The organism is uncultured Sphingomonas sp. (assembly GCF_936927845.1).
Lineage (GTDB): Bacteria > Pseudomonadota > Alphaproteobacteria > Sphingomonadales > Sphingomonadaceae > Sphingomonas.
The window spans coordinates 1-16,636 of sequence record NZ_CAKZHV010000047.1 but is presented as its reverse complement, the minus strand read 5'-3'; the positions used below and the strand labels follow the sequence as shown (position 1 = coordinate 16,636).

The 16,636-nt window shown below is 66.0% G+C and carries 11 protein-coding genes and 1 tRNA gene; 3 read left to right on the top strand and 9 right to left on the bottom strand.

Annotated features, from left to right (window positions below):
- The 3 genes from Q0579_RS06880 to Q0579_RS06870 are packed head-to-tail and all read right to left on the bottom strand — an operon-like array spanning position 1 to position 4,645.
- A complete protein-coding gene (locus tag Q0579_RS06880; RefSeq protein WP_298810510.1) occupies positions 1-1,620 on the bottom strand; it encodes an ATPase, T2SS/T4P/T4SS family in 1,620 nt (539 codons plus the stop codon).
- Positions 1,617-3,854, bottom strand: a complete 2,238-nt coding sequence (gene gspD / locus Q0579_RS06875; protein ID WP_298810453.1) for a type II secretion system secretin GspD — start codon at positions 3,852-3,854, stop codon at positions 1,617-1,619. Before gspD ends, Q0579_RS06880 begins: the two co-directional genes overlap by 4 nt.
- Positions 3,854-4,645, bottom strand: a complete 792-nt coding sequence (locus Q0579_RS06870) for a type II secretion system protein N (protein WP_298810451.1) — start codon at positions 4,643-4,645, stop codon at positions 3,854-3,856. Before Q0579_RS06870 ends, gspD begins: the two co-directional genes overlap by 1 nt.
- Before the next feature lie 119 nt (positions 4,646-4,764).
- On the opposite strand from Q0579_RS06870, the gene Q0579_RS06865 reads away from it, so the two are divergent.
- Positions 4,765-5,394 (top strand): 2OG-Fe(II) oxygenase, encoded by a 630-nt coding sequence (locus tag Q0579_RS06865; protein WP_298810449.1) that lies wholly within the window; start codon positions 4,765-4,767, stop codon positions 5,392-5,394.
- 88 nt (positions 5,395-5,482) lie between these two features.
- On the opposite strand, the gene Q0579_RS06860 is transcribed toward Q0579_RS06865, so the two are convergent.
- The 6 genes from Q0579_RS06860 to lon form a co-directional block, all read right to left on the bottom strand.
- Positions 5,483-8,200, bottom strand: a complete 2,718-nt coding sequence (locus Q0579_RS06860; RefSeq protein WP_298810448.1) for a TonB-dependent receptor — start codon at positions 8,198-8,200, stop codon at positions 5,483-5,485.
- A gap of 75 nt (positions 8,201-8,275) precedes the next feature.
- On the bottom strand, positions 8,276-9,868 hold the full coding sequence (locus Q0579_RS06855; protein WP_298810446.1) for a hypothetical protein: 1,593 nt from the start codon (positions 9,866-9,868) through the stop codon (positions 8,276-8,278).
- A gap of 193 nt (positions 9,869-10,061) precedes the next feature.
- Positions 10,062-11,039 (bottom strand): NADP-dependent oxidoreductase, encoded by a 978-nt coding sequence (locus tag Q0579_RS06850; RefSeq protein WP_298810445.1) that lies wholly within the window; start codon positions 11,037-11,039, stop codon positions 10,062-10,064.
- A gap of 112 nt (positions 11,040-11,151) precedes the next feature.
- Positions 11,152-11,226: transfer RNA gene (locus tag Q0579_RS06845), tRNA-Val, on the bottom strand.
- Positions 11,227-11,302: 76 nt separating this feature from the next.
- Positions 11,303-11,584, bottom strand: a complete 282-nt coding sequence (locus Q0579_RS06840) for an HU family DNA-binding protein (RefSeq protein ID WP_298810507.1) — start codon at positions 11,582-11,584, stop codon at positions 11,303-11,305.
- Positions 11,585-11,799: 215 nt separating this feature from the next.
- Entirely contained in the window at positions 11,800-14,196 is a 2,397-nt protein-coding gene (lon, locus tag Q0579_RS06835) for an endopeptidase La (protein ID WP_298810444.1), read from the bottom strand.
- A gap of 502 nt (positions 14,197-14,698) precedes the next feature.
- On the opposite strand from lon, the gene Q0579_RS06830 reads away from it, so the two are divergent.
- Both Q0579_RS06830 and Q0579_RS06825 read left to right on the top strand, forming a co-directional pair.
- On the top strand, positions 14,699-16,411 hold the full coding sequence (locus Q0579_RS06830) for a M1 family metallopeptidase (protein WP_298810443.1): 1,713 nt from the start codon (positions 14,699-14,701) through the stop codon (positions 16,409-16,411).
- Positions 16,408-16,587 carry a hypothetical protein gene (locus Q0579_RS06825; RefSeq protein ID WP_298810441.1) on the top strand — a complete coding sequence of 60 codons (180 nt, stop codon included), beginning with the start codon at positions 16,408-16,410 and terminating at the stop codon, positions 16,585-16,587. The genes Q0579_RS06830 and Q0579_RS06825 overlap by 4 nt, the downstream gene beginning before the upstream one ends.
- Positions 16,588-16,636 lie beyond the last annotated feature (49 nt).

Genomic DNA, 16,636 nt, shown 5'->3' with positions numbered 1-16,636 from the left:
TCAGGCATCCGCGATCGCCGCCTCGGCCGCATCAAGCCGCTCCTGCGGCGTGTCGGTCGCGTCTGCTCGGCTGACGCGCACCGCCTCCTCCGCGGTCGTCCGCCCTTCCTCGACCAGCCGCCGCGCCGCGCCTGCCAGCGTGTCGCGCGCCGGATCGGCGAAGGCATGGCGCGCGATCGCGTCCTCATCGCCGCCGTCGTTGATCAGCCGGCGGATCGTCGGATCAACCCGCACCGCCTCGTACACGCCAATCCGCCCACGGAAACCGGTCCGGTTGCACTCCTCGCACCCGACCGCCTCGTAGACCACAGTGTCGGGGGTGATGCCGAGCAGCGGCGCCACCGTCTCGCGCGCCGGAACCGCGCGGCGGCACGTCGGGCACAACCGCCGAACCAGCCGCTGCGCTATGACCGCGCGCAGCGTCGAGGCGAGCAGGAACGGCTCGACCTTCATGTCGCGCATCCGCGTGATCGCGCCGACCGCGTCGTTGGTGTGGACGGTCGAGAGCACCAGATGCCCCGTCAGCGACGCCTGCACCGCGATCTCGGCCGTCTCACGATCGCGGATCTCGCCAATCATCACTGTGTCGGGGTCCTGCCGCAGGATCGCGCGCAAGCCCGCGGCGAAGGTCAGCCCGACCTTGGCATTGACCTGCGTCTGCCCGACGCCCTCGACCGCGTACTCGACCGGGTCCTCGACCGTCAGGATGTTGCGACTGCCGTCGTTGAGCAGGCGCAGCGCCGCGTACAACGTCGTCGTCTTGCCGCTGCCGGTCGGCCCGGTCACCAGCACGATCCCGTTCGGCACCGCGATCGCCTCGCGCAGCAATGCGTTCATCTCCGCGCTCATCCCCAGCGCATCGAGGTCGATGCCCGCATTCTCCTTGTCGAGGATACGCAGCACCACGCGCTCGCCCGCGCGTGCGGGCAAAGTCGAGACGCGAACGTCGAGCAGCTTGCCCCCCAGCGTCAGCCCCATGCGCCCGTCCTGCGGCACACGCCGCTCGGCGATGTCCAACCGCGCCATCACCTTGATGCGGCTGACCACCACCGGTGCGACGTGCGGCGGCATCCGCAACGTTTCGCGCAGCACGCCATCGATCCGCATCCGGATGACGAGCCCCGTCTCGTAAGGCTCGATATGGATGTCCGACACGCCGTTGCGCGCCGCATCCGCGATCACACCGTTGATCAGCCGGATCGCGGGCGCATCGTCGGCGGTGTCGAGCAGGTCGTCCGCGGTCGGCAACCCTTCCGCCAACAGGTCGAGCTCGTCGCCCATCCCCACCGCCGCTGCCGCGGTCGCCTGCCCGTCCATCGCGTAATTGTCGGAGAGTAGCCGGTCGAACGCCGCCGGCTCGATCACCGCAACGTCGAACGCGCGCCTGAGCACGCGCCGCACCTCGATCAGCGCGCGCGGGTCGCTGCCCTCGCGCAGCGCCACTTGGTCGCCGTCGAGCGCCACACCGAACTTGCGCGCGAACGCGTAGGGCAGTTGCACCGGCGCGGTCACGCCCGCAACGACCTGCGGCACCTCGTTCAGCACCGCGCCCGCGTCGACCGGCACGACACCGCTCGACAGCGTCGGATCGATCGCGACCTCGGCGCCGGTGCGGATCATTTCGGCCACGCCGGGATCGTGGCGACCGAATTGCGGTACACCGGCACGCCGACGCGCGGGTCCTCGATGCTGCCGGGCTGCCCCGCGGGCGGGATCGGCGGCGCGGCTCCCATGTAATCGCGCACCAGCGCGTCGATCGACGGTTCCGTCGCCGGGTCCTGCACTCCCTGCTGCAACCGCAGGTAACCGTAGCGCTGCTCGGTCACGCGCCGATTGTCCGCGGCCGATCGGATCACCGTCGGGCGAATGAAGATCATCAGATTGGTCTTGGCGCGCGACTTCGCCTTCGACTTGAACAGATTGCCCAGCACCGGAATGTCGCCCAGGAACGGGATCTTCTCGATCGTCCGCCGCTCCTCGTCCGAGAGCAATCCGCCAATCACCCCGATCGCACCGTCGTCGACGGTCAGCACCGTCTCGACCTCGCGCTTGTTGAGGATCAGGTCCGAATTGTCGCTCGACACCGGCCCCGCAATCGAGCTGACCTCGATATGCAGGTTGAGCTTGATCGTGCCCGACGAGTTCACCTGCGGCCGCACGTCCAGCCCGATGCCGACATTCTGCCGCTGCGTGGTGCGGAACGTATTGTCGAAATTGTTCGACAGCGCCTGTCCCGTCGTGATCGGGATCTCCTGACCCACCAGGCTGTGTGCTTCCTGATTGTCCAGCGTCATGATGTGCGGGACCTGGAGCAGGTTCGACTGATTGTCGCTCTTCACCGCCTGGATGATTGCGCCGAACAGCGTGTTGCCGATGGTGCCGCCGAAGCCCGCCAGCCCGCCCGACGACTGGATAATCGAGTTGATCGCCGACTGCGTCAGCGTGTCCGCCGCCGGCGAGGTGCTGCGCACCACGGTTGTGCTGCCGTCGGTGTTGACCGTGGTCGTGGTAGAGGTCGCGAGCTGCTGCGCACCGATCGCGCCGGCGATCTGCAGGATGTTAGGCGCTGAGTTGGAGAAGGTCGACGCGCCGAACGCCCCACCCGACAGATTGCCCAGGATGAACTGCGCGCCGAGCCGGTTGACGGTCGAATCGGACACTTCCGCGACGATCGCCTCGACCAGCACCTGCGCGCGGCGCGTGTCGAGTTGCTGGATCACCTCGGTCAATTGCCGCTGGATGTCGCCCGGTGCCGCGATGACGATCGCGTTCGCGCCGGCGAAGCGAGTCACCACCGCCGCGGTGCGCCCACCCTGCCCCGTGATCGCCGCCTGCTGCGGCTGGCTGCCGCTCTGCGGCGTCACGTTCTGCGGCTGGATCGATCGCTGGAAGCTCGACGAATTCGACTGCTGGCTGATTGCGCCTCCGCTCGTCGGCCCCGTGCTGCTCGATCCGAAGTTCGCGCGGCTCAGCGCCTCTTCCTGCACCGCATCGGGCTGCTGCCCGACGAGCTGCTGAAGGACCGGCAGCAGTTGCGCGGCGTCCGCATTCTCCAGGAACACGACCTTGATCTCGTTGGCATTGCGCGCACGCGTGTCGAGATCGCGCGCGACCGCCACCAGCCGTGCGACGGTTGCGGGATCGCCGCGCAGCGCGACCGCGTTCGAGCTCTCGATCGCCACCGCCGACGCGCCGCCGGGCGTCGCCCCCGGCTGCCCGCCGCCGCCGCCTGCCCCGCCGCCGATCAACTGCGTCAGCGCGGTCGCGACTTCCTTCGCGTTGGCATTGCGCAATGCGACGATCCGCGTCGAGGCGACATCGGTATCGAACCGGCGCACCACCTCGCGCACACGGCGCACGTTGTCGGCGAAATCGACCACCACCAGGCTGTTGCCGCCACGGTTCGCAGTTACCGACCCCTGTGCGCTCACCAGCGGGCGCACCGTGTCGACTGCCTGTGTGGCATCGGTCGACCGCAGCCGGATGATCTCGGTCACCAGCTGATTGCGCGCCGCCCCGCGCAGCCCGATCCGCCCGGGCTGGCTCGCCGCATTGTCAATCGGTTGAACGCGCAGCGCACCGTTGGCGGTCGGCACCGCCACCAGCCCGTTGGCGCGCAACGTGGACAGGAACACCTCGAAATATTCCGACCGCGACAGCGGCCGGTCGGTCACCACCGTCACCTTGCCCTGCACGCGATTGTCGATGATGAAGGTGCGCCCCGTCACCTTGGCGGCGTCGGCGATGAACGCGCGAATGTCGGCATCGCGCACGTTCAACGTCGTCTGCGCGACAACCGGCGCGCCCGACAGCGCGCACGACGCAAGCAGCGCCGCGGAGAGGAGCCGCCGCATCATCGTGCGCCTCCCGGCAGCGTGACGGGAAGCGACTGCCCGCCGCGCTCAATCGTCACGCTGGTCGCCTGGCCGTTCTGCAATTGCTCCAGATCGGCCGCGCTGCCGATCGGGCGCCCCTGAATCGCGGTCACCACGTCGCCGTCCTGCAAGCCTGCCGCCTGGAACGCGCCCTTGCCTTGCCCGCGCAGCGTCAGCCCGGTCACGCGCCCGCCATCGATCCGCGGGATCGCCGACAGATCGGCCGGCGAGGGGGTCGCGGTTCCCGGCGCCGCCGGCGCGCCCGCGCCGGGCGCCGCCACCGGTGCACTGCCGCCGTCGCTCTGCGGCAGGAATAGATTCTCGCTGGCACCACCGCGGTCGAGCGTCACGTGATCGAACGCCACCGATTTCAACACCACACCCGGCGCCACTTCCTCACCCACGCTCACGCTCTTCTGCACCCCATCAGGTCCCGCGATGATCGCCGACCCGCGCCCCTGCGCTTCATCGATCCGCGTGCCGAACAACGTCAATTGCAGCGAGGTTATCGCCGCTGCCTGGGTCTGCACGCCGCTGACGCGGTAGAACGGATCGAAGCTCGCGAACACGCCCGCCGGATCGCCCGGCAGCACCGGCCCCGCCGGCGCCCACGCCCCCAACGGCGCAATCGGCGTGACGACGGTCCACACCAGCCGCGCACACTGCACCGCCAGCACGCCCAATAGCGCGATCTCGGCTGCCGAATAGACATTCACCACGGGCACCCGCCGCAGGATCGCCCGTGCCCGGGCGTCGAACTTCAATCGCATGCGCTTTGGTAAACTCCCCGCCCCGCCGGCGCTAGGTCGACGATGTTACAGCCGCGTGGCACGTTTGTGTAATATTTCTGCGTCTTGGGAACCGTTCGGCGCGGCGTTAAAGACGGGGCATGGCCACCGACGCGATCACCGCCCATCTCGCCCAGCAGCCTGGCATCCAGAAGCTGCCCAGCCCCAAGCTGACACTGTTCATTCAGCGCGGCTTCCTCGACGCCGCTACCTGCGCGAGCCTGTGCGCGATGATCGATGCCGAACGTCGCCCCTCGACCATCTCCGACCATAATGGCGATGCCGCCTTTCGCACCAGCGAGACGTGCGACCTTCCCGCCGCCGACCCGCTCGTCGCCGCGGTCGACGCAAGGCTGGCCGCCTTTACCGGGCTCGACCCACTCCACGGCGAACCGCTGCAAGGACAGCGCTACGCGGTCGGGCAGGAGTTCAAGGCGCACACCGATTATTTCGAGCCGAACGGCGTCGACTTTCACCGTTACTGCTCGGTCGCGGGCAACCGCACCTGGACCGTGATGGTCTATCTGAACGAACCCGAGGCGGGCGGCGCGACGCGGTTCAAGGCGGTCGACAAGACGATCCAGCCAGAGACGGGCAAGCTCGTCTGCTGGAACAATCACCGTCCCGACGGCTCGCTCAACCCCGCGACGATCCACCACGGCATGAAAGTGCGCGCCGGCACCAAATATGTCATCACCAAATGGTACCGCGAACGACCCTGGGGCTGGTGACGCATCCGCGCCTCGCTCCTCCCACGGCTCAAACAGCAAAGCAGGCGGGCACGACAGCGCCCGCCTGCTTCTGATCAACACCCAGCGTTTAGAACTTCACGCCCAGACCAAGCGACACCGACGCGCCCACGTCGTAGCGGTTGTAGTAGATCCGCTGGCCGTCGAACTGCTGGTATTCCTTGTACGGCGTCGCGGTGATGTTGCGCGCCTCGAACTTCACCTCGGTCTCGACCCCGGCGATCGTCACCCCCTCGCGCGCGACGAAATCGAGGCGGAAGCCCGGATATTCATACACGTCGGGCTGCGCGTTCGGGCCGCGCGTCGTCACCCGCTTCGAGGCATAGTTGATCAGGAACGTCTGCTGCGACAGACGGTCGGTATCCTCCAGCCCGAGTTGCAGGTTGACCAGATGATCCGACTGCCCGGTCAGCGGCGCACCATCGCGGAAGAACAGGTTCGCGTCACGCGACACGCCGTTGATGACCGTCTGATCGCCGTCCTTCACCTTCAGCTTGGAATGCGTGTAGGTGTAATTGGCGATCGTCAGGAACCGGCGCGAGGCCCAGAACTCGCCTCCCAGCCCTTCGAGCGGGAGATATTTCTGTAGCTCGACCTCGGCACCGTACAGCTGCGCCTCGGGCGCGGTCGCGAAGCTGGTCTGCACCTGTCCGACGATCGCCGAATAGGTCTCGATCGGCTTGTCGATCTTCTTATAGAAGCCCGCAAGCGTGAAGCGCTGATCGCGCCCGAAGAACCATTCGTACCGCGCTTCGGCATTGTACAACTGGCTGTCGACCAGTGAGTTGTTGCCGCGGAACAGGCGATTGGTATCGGTGTCGATATAGACTTGGCTGATCAACTCGCGGAACTGCGGCCGCGCGATCGTCTTCGATCCGCTCGCACGCAGCTGCATGCCAGGTTGCAGCTCGTAGGTGACGGTCAGCGACGGCAGCCAGTAATCCTTGTTGAGCCGCGTGTTGAGCGCACCCGCCAACCCCGGCAGCCCGGTGTTGAAGATGTCGACTGCGTCGACCGTCTGCTTCGCGGTTTCGTAGCGGACACCCGCGGTCAAGTTCAGCGCCGGGGTGAGCTGCGCGATCACCTGACCGTAGCCCGCGTGGGTGCGCAGCGCCGCGTCGAACGCCGCAGTGCCGTCCTGCGCGGTCGTTTCCTGCAGGTAGATGCCGTACGCCTGGATCGTCTGGTCGGCGAGCAAATAGTCCGGGCGCAACTGCTGAACCGAGATCGGCAGCGAGTTGGCGAGAAAGCTGATCGCGCGCCGCGTCGAGGTACGCTTGGTGTCGCTGTACGCGTACCCGACGCCCAGCTTGATCCCGCCGGTCAGCGAATAGACGAGATCGGCGCCGCCCGACCACAGATCCTCGTTCAGGTCGCTGAACGCGACGTTCGCGCCGCCCTTGCCGCCAGTGCCCAAGTTGTTGCTGTACTTGTTGCCGATCGGATCGAGCGGCAGGTTGGTGCGCACGTACAGGAACTCACGCTCGTACGGCGCTTCGCGCTGCGAATTGGCATAGCTGCCGCGCAGTTCGACCTTCAGGTCGTCGGTCGGCTTGAACTCGCCGGTCAACTGCGTGTCGATCAACTGACGCTCGTACCAGGCGGTGTTCTGCAGCAGCAGGTCCTGGCCCGCGCGGTCGAGGTCGAAACCGACGCCCAGCCGCGCCTGCTTGATCGTGTCGCGCACATACAGATTGGTCCAGCGGATCACATTGTCGCCGAACTCGGCGTTGATCCCCAGCAGGCCGTTCACCACCACGCGATTGTCGGTGATCACGCGGTTGAAGCTGTTCTGCAGCACGCCTGCGTCGCCGACGCCGTTCGCGAACTGCTGCAACGTCTGACGCGTGCGCCACGTGTTGCCGATCCCGGCGGAGGCGAGCACGCCCAGCCGCAGCCCGCCCATGTCGAAGCTGGTGCCGCCGGTCAGGTTGCCGGCGAAATTGATCGGCATCTGATATTGCGTTTGCAGCACGGAGGTGCGCGAATTGACCAGGCTGGTCGCGATCTCGCCCAACTGGGCGCGCGTGAAGGTCGCGTTTTCGCCGATCGGCGACCCGCTGTTCAGCGCCGCCTTGAGCGGGCCGGGCACGTCGCGCGTGCCATTGTCGAACCCGGTCCAGTCGGTCGGGCTGCCGTAATAAACGTAACCCAGCCGTCCGGTGGTGTAGCTGTCGCCGCTGACCGAACCCGACACGGTCAGGAACGGCTCGTTCGGGGTCGTCTTGGTCGTCAGATTAATGACACCGCCGCCGAATTCACCCGGGAAGTTCGCCGAATAGCTCTTTTGCACCAGGCTCGACGCGATCACGTCCGTCGGAAAGATGTCGAGCGGGACGACGCGGCGCAGCGGCTCGGGGCTCGGTAAGGGCGAACCGTTGAGCAGCGCCAGGCTGTAGCGATCGCCCAGGCCGCGAACATAGACGAACCCGCTGCCGACCACCGACAGACCGGTCACACGCTGCAGCGCGCCCGCGATGTCGCCCTCGCCGGTGCGTGCAATATCTTCGGTCGACAGGACCGAGATCACCTGCGGCGCGTTCTGCACCACATTGGCGCGCGCGCGACCGACGACGACGATGTCGTCGCCGCCACCAGGGATCGACACCTGCGGCGCAGCACTCGTTTCCGCCTCGTCCTGCGTCGGGTTACCCGACGGGCTCGACGGCGTGGCGCCCGGCGCGCCGGTGGTCGGCGTGTTCGAGCCCGATGCCTGCGCGAAGGCCGGGCTGGCGAACAGGCACGTGGTCAACAACAGGGCGCTCGCGAGCGGCAGCCGCTTGGACATCATTATTCCCCCAAATCCTCAAGATGCGAATCAGGGGACGGCATTGCTGCCGCCCCCTCACGTGACCCGCGGGTCTTAGGTGGTCGGCAGCGACAGGCACGAACCGTTCGAGCTGCCGAAGTCGGCATAGTCGAGGTTGCAGGTCCAATTGCGGTACCAGGTGTCGCTCGCGTTGCGCACCGCACCGACATACGGGGCCGACTGGAAGAAGCCACCCGAGTTGACGACGCTCGTGCTCGACGGATCGACCGCGGTCGCCGCCGTCTCGTTCGCACCGTTGATGTAGGTGTTGGTCAGCGTCGCGGTGAAGGCGGCGTTGTTGTTGCGCCCGCCGTTGAAGATTGCCGCAACCTGGTCATTCGACACGCCGCCCGTGCCGCTGAACGCTGGGTTGCAACCCGACAGCAGCACCGAGGTGAAGGCGGGCGGCCCCGCCTTGTCGGTGGCGCTGTTCGCCGCCGCGATCGTCGTCGCGCTGTTGATGCGCACGCACGGCAGACCCGAGTCGGTCACCACCACGCCGTTGAACAACGAATAGTCGGCGCCGCCGCGGAACAGCATGACCGAGGCGTCCGCACCGATCTTTGAATGGTGAATGAAGGTGAAGTTGGCGAGGCGGACGTTCGAACGCGGCACCGCGTCCTCGTTGCCGTTCGAGTCGTGCTCGATCATCGCGTCACCCGAGCTGCCGCCCGGACGCTGGATCGCGATCACATACTGGATGAAACCCTTGTAACCGACATCGGTGTCGAGCGAGTCGTCGTCCGCGCCCGAGATGACGAGGTAGTTCATGTTGGGCCGGCCGCCGAACACTTCGATACCGTCGTCCGACGAGTTGACCGACTGGAAGTGGTCGATCTGCGTGCCCGAACCGACGCCCGATGGGGTCAGCGACTGCAGCTCGCGATCGGGCGCCAGCGCGTAGCCCGAGTAACGGATCTGCGTGTAGCTCATCCGGCCCGAGCTGTCGGTCGGCTGCGCACCGCCGTAGAGCGCGCCCGAGGTCCCCTCGGTGTCACGCGAGCAGTTCGCGCTACCCGGCGTCGCGGTCGGCTCCGAACAGTCGGTGATCGGCGCGCGACCGAGCAGCACCACGCCGCCCCACTGGCCCTGCGACGTCGAATCGTTGGTGCCGACGACGTTCGCGCGGCTGGTGAAGATGATCGGCTGCGTCGGGGTGCCGACCGCGTTGATCTGGTTGCCGCGGTTGACCGCCAGGAACGCGGTGCCGGTCGAGGCGAAGATGACGACGCCCGGATCGATGCCCAGCGTGACCTGGTAACCGGTCGAGGTCGGGCCCTGGTCGGTGCCGACGTCGACGCGGCCGTCCATCGAGTAGATCACACCCGTCGTCTTCGCGAGCTGAGTCGAGGCGGTGAAACGCGCCGGTAGCGCGCAATTGCGGTACGTGCCGGTCGGGCCGGTAATCGTGCCGCGATCGGAGAGCGCGTTGGGGCCCGCGATCGTCGGGCAGCTCGCCGCCGCGGTCACCAGACCGCCGCTCGAACCCGGCGTCGGCGTGGGGGTGGGCGACGCTGCGGGCGTCGGCGACGGCAGCACGATCACGCCCTCGCCCGGCGAGGCGATGTCGTCGGCGCCGCAGGCGCTCAGCGCCGCGGTCGCGCAACCGAGCATGAGCATGAGCGAAGCGCGCTTGAAGTTCTGCATTGAACACTCCCCGAACCGTGGATGACGGGCGCGTCGTCTTGCGCCCGGCCGACTCGATCCCCCGTGCCGGCCTCCACGCCGCGCTAGGCGTCGTGGATGACAGGCACATGGATGTTCAAAGACAGCGGAGTGACGTTTGCGTTTCGGTTCCGTGACAATCGCGGAAAGCGCGACCTAGGTCAGTGTTGGTTACTCATTCGTCCTGCATGGTGAGCACGACTTTTCCGCGCGGATGCTCGTCGCGGGTGTAGGCATAAGCATCCCGGACTCTGTCGAAAGCGAACGTCCGATCGACCGCAACCTTGACCGTACCCGCCGCGACCAGATCGACCACCTCGCCCAATTGCGCCGCATTCGGCTGCGCGTGCCAGCGCGGCACGGTGCGGATGCCGAGTTCGCGCCCCTTTTCCTCATCGGGCTCCAGCGTCGACACCATCGTGCCGCCCTTTTTCAACACGGCAAAGGATCGCGCCTGTGTGTCGCCGCCCTGCGTGTCGTAGACGAGGTCGAGATCGGTGGCGTGATCCTCGAAGCGCTCGTTCTTGTAATCGATCGCGCGTTCGCCCCCCAGCGAACGGATGTAGTCAAGATCGCGCTCTCCCGCGGTCGCGAACACCGTCGCTCCCTTCCACACCGCGAACTGGACCGCCAGATGGCCGACACCGCCCGCCGCGCCGTGGATCAGCACGCGCTGCCCCGCCTCCAGCCGGCCGTGGTCGAACAAGCCCTGCCACGCCGTCATCGCGGCCAGCGGCAGCGCCGCGGCGGTCGCGTCGTCGATTGCATCTGGCGTTGCGACCAGCTCGACCGCCTTCACGACCACGTAATCGGCCTGCGCCCCACGGTCCTGGTCGATGAACGCCATCACGCGGTCGCCGACGCTCAGCATGTTGTGCGCGCGCGTTCCCAGCGCCTCGATCCGGCCCGAAAGGTCGCGCCCTAGCGCAAACGGCAATTGATCCGCGCCCTTGGGCGGATATTCGCCCGCCGCTGTCTTCCAGTCGACCGGGTTCACGCTCGCCGCGGCGATGCGGACCAGTACTTCGTCATCGACCGCCTGCGGCACCGGCCGCTCGGATAGCGCGATCACGTCTAGGTCGCCGAAATCGTCGAGCCACACCGTCCGATTGGGAACGAGCGGCTGATGCTGGTCGGCGATCTGGTCGGTCATGGCACGTGCTCCGATGGTCTGGCAGCGCCAACGGCCAACCGAGAGGAGCGATCCCCGATAACGGACGCCACATACGACAAGGCCCGCCGCCAATGCTGGCCGCGGGCCTATGTGGTGGGCGCGACAGGGATTGAACCTGTGACCCCACCCGTGTGAAGGGTGTGCTCTACCGCTGAGCTACGCGCCCGAACGTGTCGGAGCGGCGCCTTTAGGCAAGCACCGCCCGCTTGTCCAGCGCAAAACGGCGGATATCTGCCGCGCTCTTACTTCGAGACGTTGAGCGAGTCCTTCAACACCTTGCCTGCCTTGAACTTGGGCTGTGTGCTCGCCTCGATCGTCATCGGCTCGCCGGTGCGTGGGTTGCGCCCGGTCGACGCCTTACGCTTGCTGACCGCAAAGGTCCCAAAACCGACCAAACGAACTTCTTCACCCTTTTTCAGGCAGGTCGAAATCGTGTCGAACACCGCCTCGACCGCGCGGACCGACTCGGCCTTGCCCAGCCCCGCCGTTGTCGCGACCTGCGCGATCAATTCCTGCTTGTTCATCCCCGAGAACCCCCGTTTTACGCTTCGATAGGCAACAAAAATGGCGCGCGGATTCGCCGCCGGCAAACCCGCATCCGCCCAGTAAGGCGACACCCATTAACCGAGTCAAACGAAACCGCCGCGCATGCGTGTCGATGCGCGGCGGTCTGTTGTGGTGCTAGCACGGTCGGGCGGAAGCGGACGTGTTCGTCACGCAACCGTCACGAACACGCGCCTCAGTGATGAACCTCGGCGCCCACCGGCGTGATCGGCGCGGGCGGCAGCGCGGCGAGCTCGTCCGCCTCGGTCCAGTCGATCGCCTCCAGCGGTTGCGTCAGCGCGAGTCGCAGCACTTCGTCGACGTGGGCGACCGGCACGATTTTCAACCCCGCTTTCACGTTCGCCGGGATCTCGGCCAGGTCTTTCTCATTCTCCTGCGGGATCAGCACGGTCGTGATCCCGCCCCGCAGCGCGGCGAGCAGCTTCTCCTTCAACCCGCCGATCGGCAGCACGCGCCCGCGCAGCGTCACCTCGCCCGTCATCGCGACATCACGCCGCACCGGCACGCCGGTCAGCGTCGAGACGATCGCGGTCACCATGCCGATGCCCGCCGACGGACCATCCTTCGGCACCGCACCCTCGGGCAAGTGGATATGGATGTCCTTGCGGTGGAACAGGCTCGGCTTGATCCCGAAAGACGGCGCGCGCGCCTGGACGAAGCTGTAAGCGGCTTGCACCGACTCCTTCATCACGTCGCCCAGCTTACCCGTCACCTTCGCCTGACCCTTGCCCGGTACGGTCACGCTCTCGATCGAGAGCAGCTCGCCACCGACCTCGGTCCAGGCGAGGCCCGTCACCGCGCCGATCTGATCCTCCTGCTCTGACAGACCATGGCGATATTTCTGCACGCCCGCATAGTCGGACAGGTTCTCGGGCGTGATCGTCACGCTTGTCGCCTTGCCTTCCAGGATCTGTCGCAGCGCTTTGCGGGCCAGCTTGGCGATCTCACGCTCCAGCGTACGTACACCCGCCTCGCGGGTATAGCGCTGGATCAGCGCACGCAGCCCCTCGGTGGTGAGCGTGAACTCGCCCTCCTTCAGCCCGTGCGCCTCGATCTGCTTGGCGACCAGATGCCGCTCGGCGATCTCGACCTTTTCGTCCTCGGTGTAACCCTCCAGCCGGATGATCTCCATGCGGTCGAGCAACGGCTGCGGAAGGTTGAGCGAGTTCGCGGTGCACACGAACATCACGTCGGACAGATCGATGTCGATCTCGAGGTAATGATCGTTGAACTTCGCGTTCTGCTCCGGATCGAGCACCTCAAGCAGCGCCGACGCCGGATCCCCACGGAAATCCTGACCCAGCTTGTCGATCTCGTCGAGCAGGAACAGCGGGTTCGCCGCCCCTGCCTTTTTCAGGTTGGTGACGATCTTGCCCGGCAGCGAGCCGATATAGGTGCGCCGGTGCCCGCGGATCTCAGCCTCATCGCGCACACCGCCCAGCGACTGGCGGATGAACTCGCGCCCGGTCGCCTTGGCGATCGACTTGCCCAGACTTGTCTTGCCCACGCCCGGCGGACCGACGAGGCACAGGATCGGCCCCTTCAGCTTGTTGGTCCGGGCCTGAACCGCGAGATATTCGAGAATGCGGTCCTTGACCTTGTCGAGGGCGTAATGGTCCTCGTTGAGCACCGCCTCTGCCGCCACCAGGTCACGCTTGATCTTGCTGCGCTTGCCCCACGGCAGGCCCAGCAGCACGTCGAGATAGTTGCGCACGACGGTCGCCTCGGCGCTCATCGGCGCCATCGTCTTCAGCTTCTTCAGCTCGCTCGTCGCCTTGGCGCGCGCTTCCTTGCTGAGCTTGAGCCCTGCAATCTTCTGCGTCAGCTCTGCGATCTCGTCGCCGTTACCCTCGTCGTCGCTGTTGCCCAGCTCGCGCTGGATCGCCTTCAACTGCTCGTTGAGGTAATATTCGCGCTGCGTCTTCTCCATCTGGCGCTTGACGCGGCTCTTGATCTTCTTCTCGACCTGCAGGACGCCGAGCTCGCCTTCCATCAACGCGAACGCCATCTCCAGCCGCTTGACAGGATCGGTCTCGAGCAGCAGCGACTGCTTCTCCGCGACCTTGATCTGCACGTTGCCCGCGATCGAGTCCGACAACAGTCCCGCCTCGGTCAATTCGCCCATTTGCGCCGCCGTCTCCGCCGGCAGCTTGCGGTGCAGCTTCGCATAAGCCTCGAATTGCTTCACGACCGAGCGCATCAGCGCCTCGACATCGGGCCCCTCGACGGGCTTGTCCGCGACCGCAGCGATCTCGGCCTCGAAATAGCCGTCACGCTCGTTCAACGCCTCCAGCGTTGCGCGCTGCTTGCCCTCGACCAGCACGCGCACGGTGCCGTCGGGCAGCTTGAGCAATTGCAACACGGTCGCGGTCACGCCCATTGAATAAAGGTCGTCGCGCGCGGGATCGTCGTTGGCAGGGTCGAGCTGCGCGACGAGGAAGATCTCCTTGTCGGCAGCCATCGCCGCTTCCAGCGCCGCCACCGACTTGTCGCGTCCGACGAACAGCGGAACGATCATGTGCGGGAAGACGACGATGTCGCGAAGCGGCAGGACGGGAAGAGTGGACGTCATGGATACTCCGGAGGTCGCCGAACAGCGGCGACGTTCGTGATCCTATATGGTGCGCGCACGATTTCCATCAATCGTTGCGACCGCGTTCCGCCGCACGCTGTCCTACCGGCTGCACGCATGTCATGCTGACGATATGCACGCGCCCCTTACCGTCGCCCCGAGCTCGTTTTGGGGTCCATCCGACCTCAAGCTGCCACGTGTCGGCGTCACGAACGTCCGCCGGATCACCACGACCCACCTCCCGAACGGAAGGTTAGAGGATGCGGGGCGCCACGTTCCAACATCACCTCACCCAAGCACGCGATCACTAGAAGAAAGGTCCGGTTCAGTCTCAACTTCGCTCGGACAGCGTGGCACGATTAAACGACTCCGCACAGCCTCAACGTCTTAGCCGTACTCTCGCCTGCTAACCCACCGAAGTTGAGACAGACGCGGAAAACCTCCACCAATCTCAACTTCCTCCACTTGTCGTTTCTGCAATCGTCCAATTAGCCGAGGATTCATGCCGCGTTTGGTCGCCACCCTGCTCTCGCTGCCGCTGCTGGCACTCGCCCCGCCTCCGAAAGGTAGCCCGCCGCTCACCGATCAGACGCAGCGTTCCGGCGGGCCGCTGTTGCGCGAACAAACCGCGCTTCGCTTCGATCACGCCGATCTGTCGTTCGAGGTGCTGCCCGAACGTCAGGCGCTGAACGGCGTGGCCACGCTTACCTTCACCGCCCGCGCACCCCTTGCCCGGCTGCTCATCGACCTCGACCACAACCTCCCTGTCTCCGCGATCAGCATCGACGGTCGACCGCTCGCCCGTGCGGCCTGGACCAACCCCGATGGTCGACTGACGGTCACCCTCCCCAACCCACTTGCCGCGGGCAGGCAGGTGACGGTGCGCATCAGCTACGGCGGAACCCCGCACGTCGCCGTCAACGCCCCTTGGGATGACGGCATGGTCTGGTCGAAGACGCCCGATGGCCGCACCTGGTTCGCCACCACCGCGGAAGGCTACGGCTGCGACCTGTTCTGGCCATGCCTCGACTTCCCGACCGGCGAGCCTGCCTCGGTCGACCTCCACATCACGGTGCCGGCAGGGCTCAAGGCCCCCTCCAACGGACGCCTGCTCGGCATCGACCGATTGCCCGACGACCGCACTCGCTGGAACTGGCGCGCACGCCAGCCCAATACCTACGCCATCGCGCTCAACGTCGGCCCGTACGAAGAGATCAGCGGCACCTACAAGAGCCGCTACGGCAACACGATTCCGATGAGTTATTGGTATCTGCCCGGCGAAAAGGCGAAGGCCGAGGCATTGTTCGCGGAATTCGCCCCGACGCTCGACTTCTTCGAGGCGACGGTAGGTCCTTACCCCTTCGGTGACGAGAAGCTCGGCGTGGTCGAAACCCCGCACAAGGGTATGGAGCACCAGACGATCAACGCCTACGGCAACAATTACGCCAAGGCACCCGAGGGGTTTGACTGGCTGTTCCACCACGAACTCAGCCACGAATGGTTCGGCAACCAACTCACCGCCGGCAATTGGGACGATTACTGGCTGCACGAAGGCTTCGGCAGCTACATGCAGCCGCTCTACGGCCGCTGGCGCGAGGGTGAGGCGCGCTACCACGTCATGCTCGATGCACAGCGCAACCAGATCGCCAACGATTTCCCCGTAGTGCGTGACAAGGTGCTGACCGAGGAGGAAGTCTACGAACCCAAGCTCGGCGGACCCGGCACCGACATCTACTACAAGGCGTCGTGGATGCTCCACAGCTTGCGCTGGCTGATCGGCGACGCCGCCTTCTTCAAGGCGATGCGGCTTGAAGTCTACGGCCGCGACGATCCCAAGCCCGGCAATTTCCGTCCCCGCTTCGGCTCGACTGCCGAGTATCAGCGCATCGTCAATCAGGTGACGGACAAGAACTACGACTGGTTTTTTAACGCTTATCTGCGTCAGGCCACACTGCCCGAGCTCGTGGCCACGCCGCTTCCCGGCAACCGGACCGAATTGCGTTGGAAGGTTCCGGGCGGGCTCACTTTCCCAATGCCAATCGAGGTGAGCCTCAACGGCCGGACTCGGCGGCTGGCGATGACCAACGGCGCTGCGATCATTGACACTCCGCCCGGCGCGCACCTCGTCATCGACCCCGAAGCACGCGTGCTGCGGCGCAATCCGGCGATCGAAGCATTCCGCAACTGGAGCAATCAGCAGAGGTCACGCAAATGAACGGTCACACGTCCGTCAACGCCGGTGATGACAGCGTCACCCTGGGAATGAAACGCGCAGGCGAAATGGCCGCGGTGTTCATGATCGGGGACGGCCTGCTCGGCCTGCTCCAGCCAACCCGCCACGTTGACCTGTGGCGATCGGAGGTCGGCGCCGTCGATGCCCTAGTCTCGTAAGCGTCCGGTCTTCTCCGCCTTGCTGACGAGGTGATGCGCAAGCCACAGG

What these genes read in the sequence shown, in the direction of transcription:
- Q0579_RS06855 (WP_298810446.1), bottom strand. Translation starts at nt 9,868, where the DNA reads ATGCAGAACTTCAAGCGCGCTTCGCTCATGCTCATGCTCGGTTGCGCG.
- Q0579_RS06825 (WP_298810441.1), top strand. Translation starts at nt 16,408, where the DNA reads ATGAACGGTCACACGTCCGTCAACGCCGGTGATGACAGCGTCACCCTG.
- Q0579_RS06865 (WP_298810449.1), top strand. Translation starts at nt 4,765, where the DNA reads ATGGCCACCGACGCGATCACCGCCCATCTCGCCCAGCAGCCTGGCATC.
- Q0579_RS06850 (WP_298810445.1), bottom strand. Translation starts at nt 11,039, where the DNA reads ATGACCGACCAGATCGCCGACCAGCATCAGCCGCTCGTTCCCAATCGG.
- Q0579_RS06880 (WP_298810510.1), bottom strand. Translation starts at nt 1,620, where the DNA reads ATGATCCGCACCGGCGCCGAGGTCGCGATCGATCCGACGCTGTCGAGC.
- gspD (WP_298810453.1), bottom strand. Translation starts at nt 3,854, where the DNA reads ATGCGGCGGCTCCTCTCCGCGGCGCTGCTTGCGTCGTGCGCGCTGTCG.
- Q0579_RS06830 (WP_298810443.1), top strand. Translation starts at nt 14,699, where the DNA reads ATGCCGCGTTTGGTCGCCACCCTGCTCTCGCTGCCGCTGCTGGCACTC.
- Q0579_RS06840 (WP_298810507.1), bottom strand. Translation starts at nt 11,584, where the DNA reads ATGAACAAGCAGGAATTGATCGCGCAGGTCGCGACAACGGCGGGGCTG.
- Q0579_RS06860 (WP_298810448.1), bottom strand. Translation starts at nt 8,200, where the DNA reads ATGTCCAAGCGGCTGCCGCTCGCGAGCGCCCTGTTGTTGACCACGTGC.
- lon (WP_298810444.1), bottom strand. Translation starts at nt 14,196, where the DNA reads ATGACGTCCACTCTTCCCGTCCTGCCGCTTCGCGACATCGTCGTCTTC.
- Q0579_RS06870 (WP_298810451.1), bottom strand. Translation starts at nt 4,645, where the DNA reads ATGCGATTGAAGTTCGACGCCCGGGCACGGGCGATCCTGCGGCGGGTG.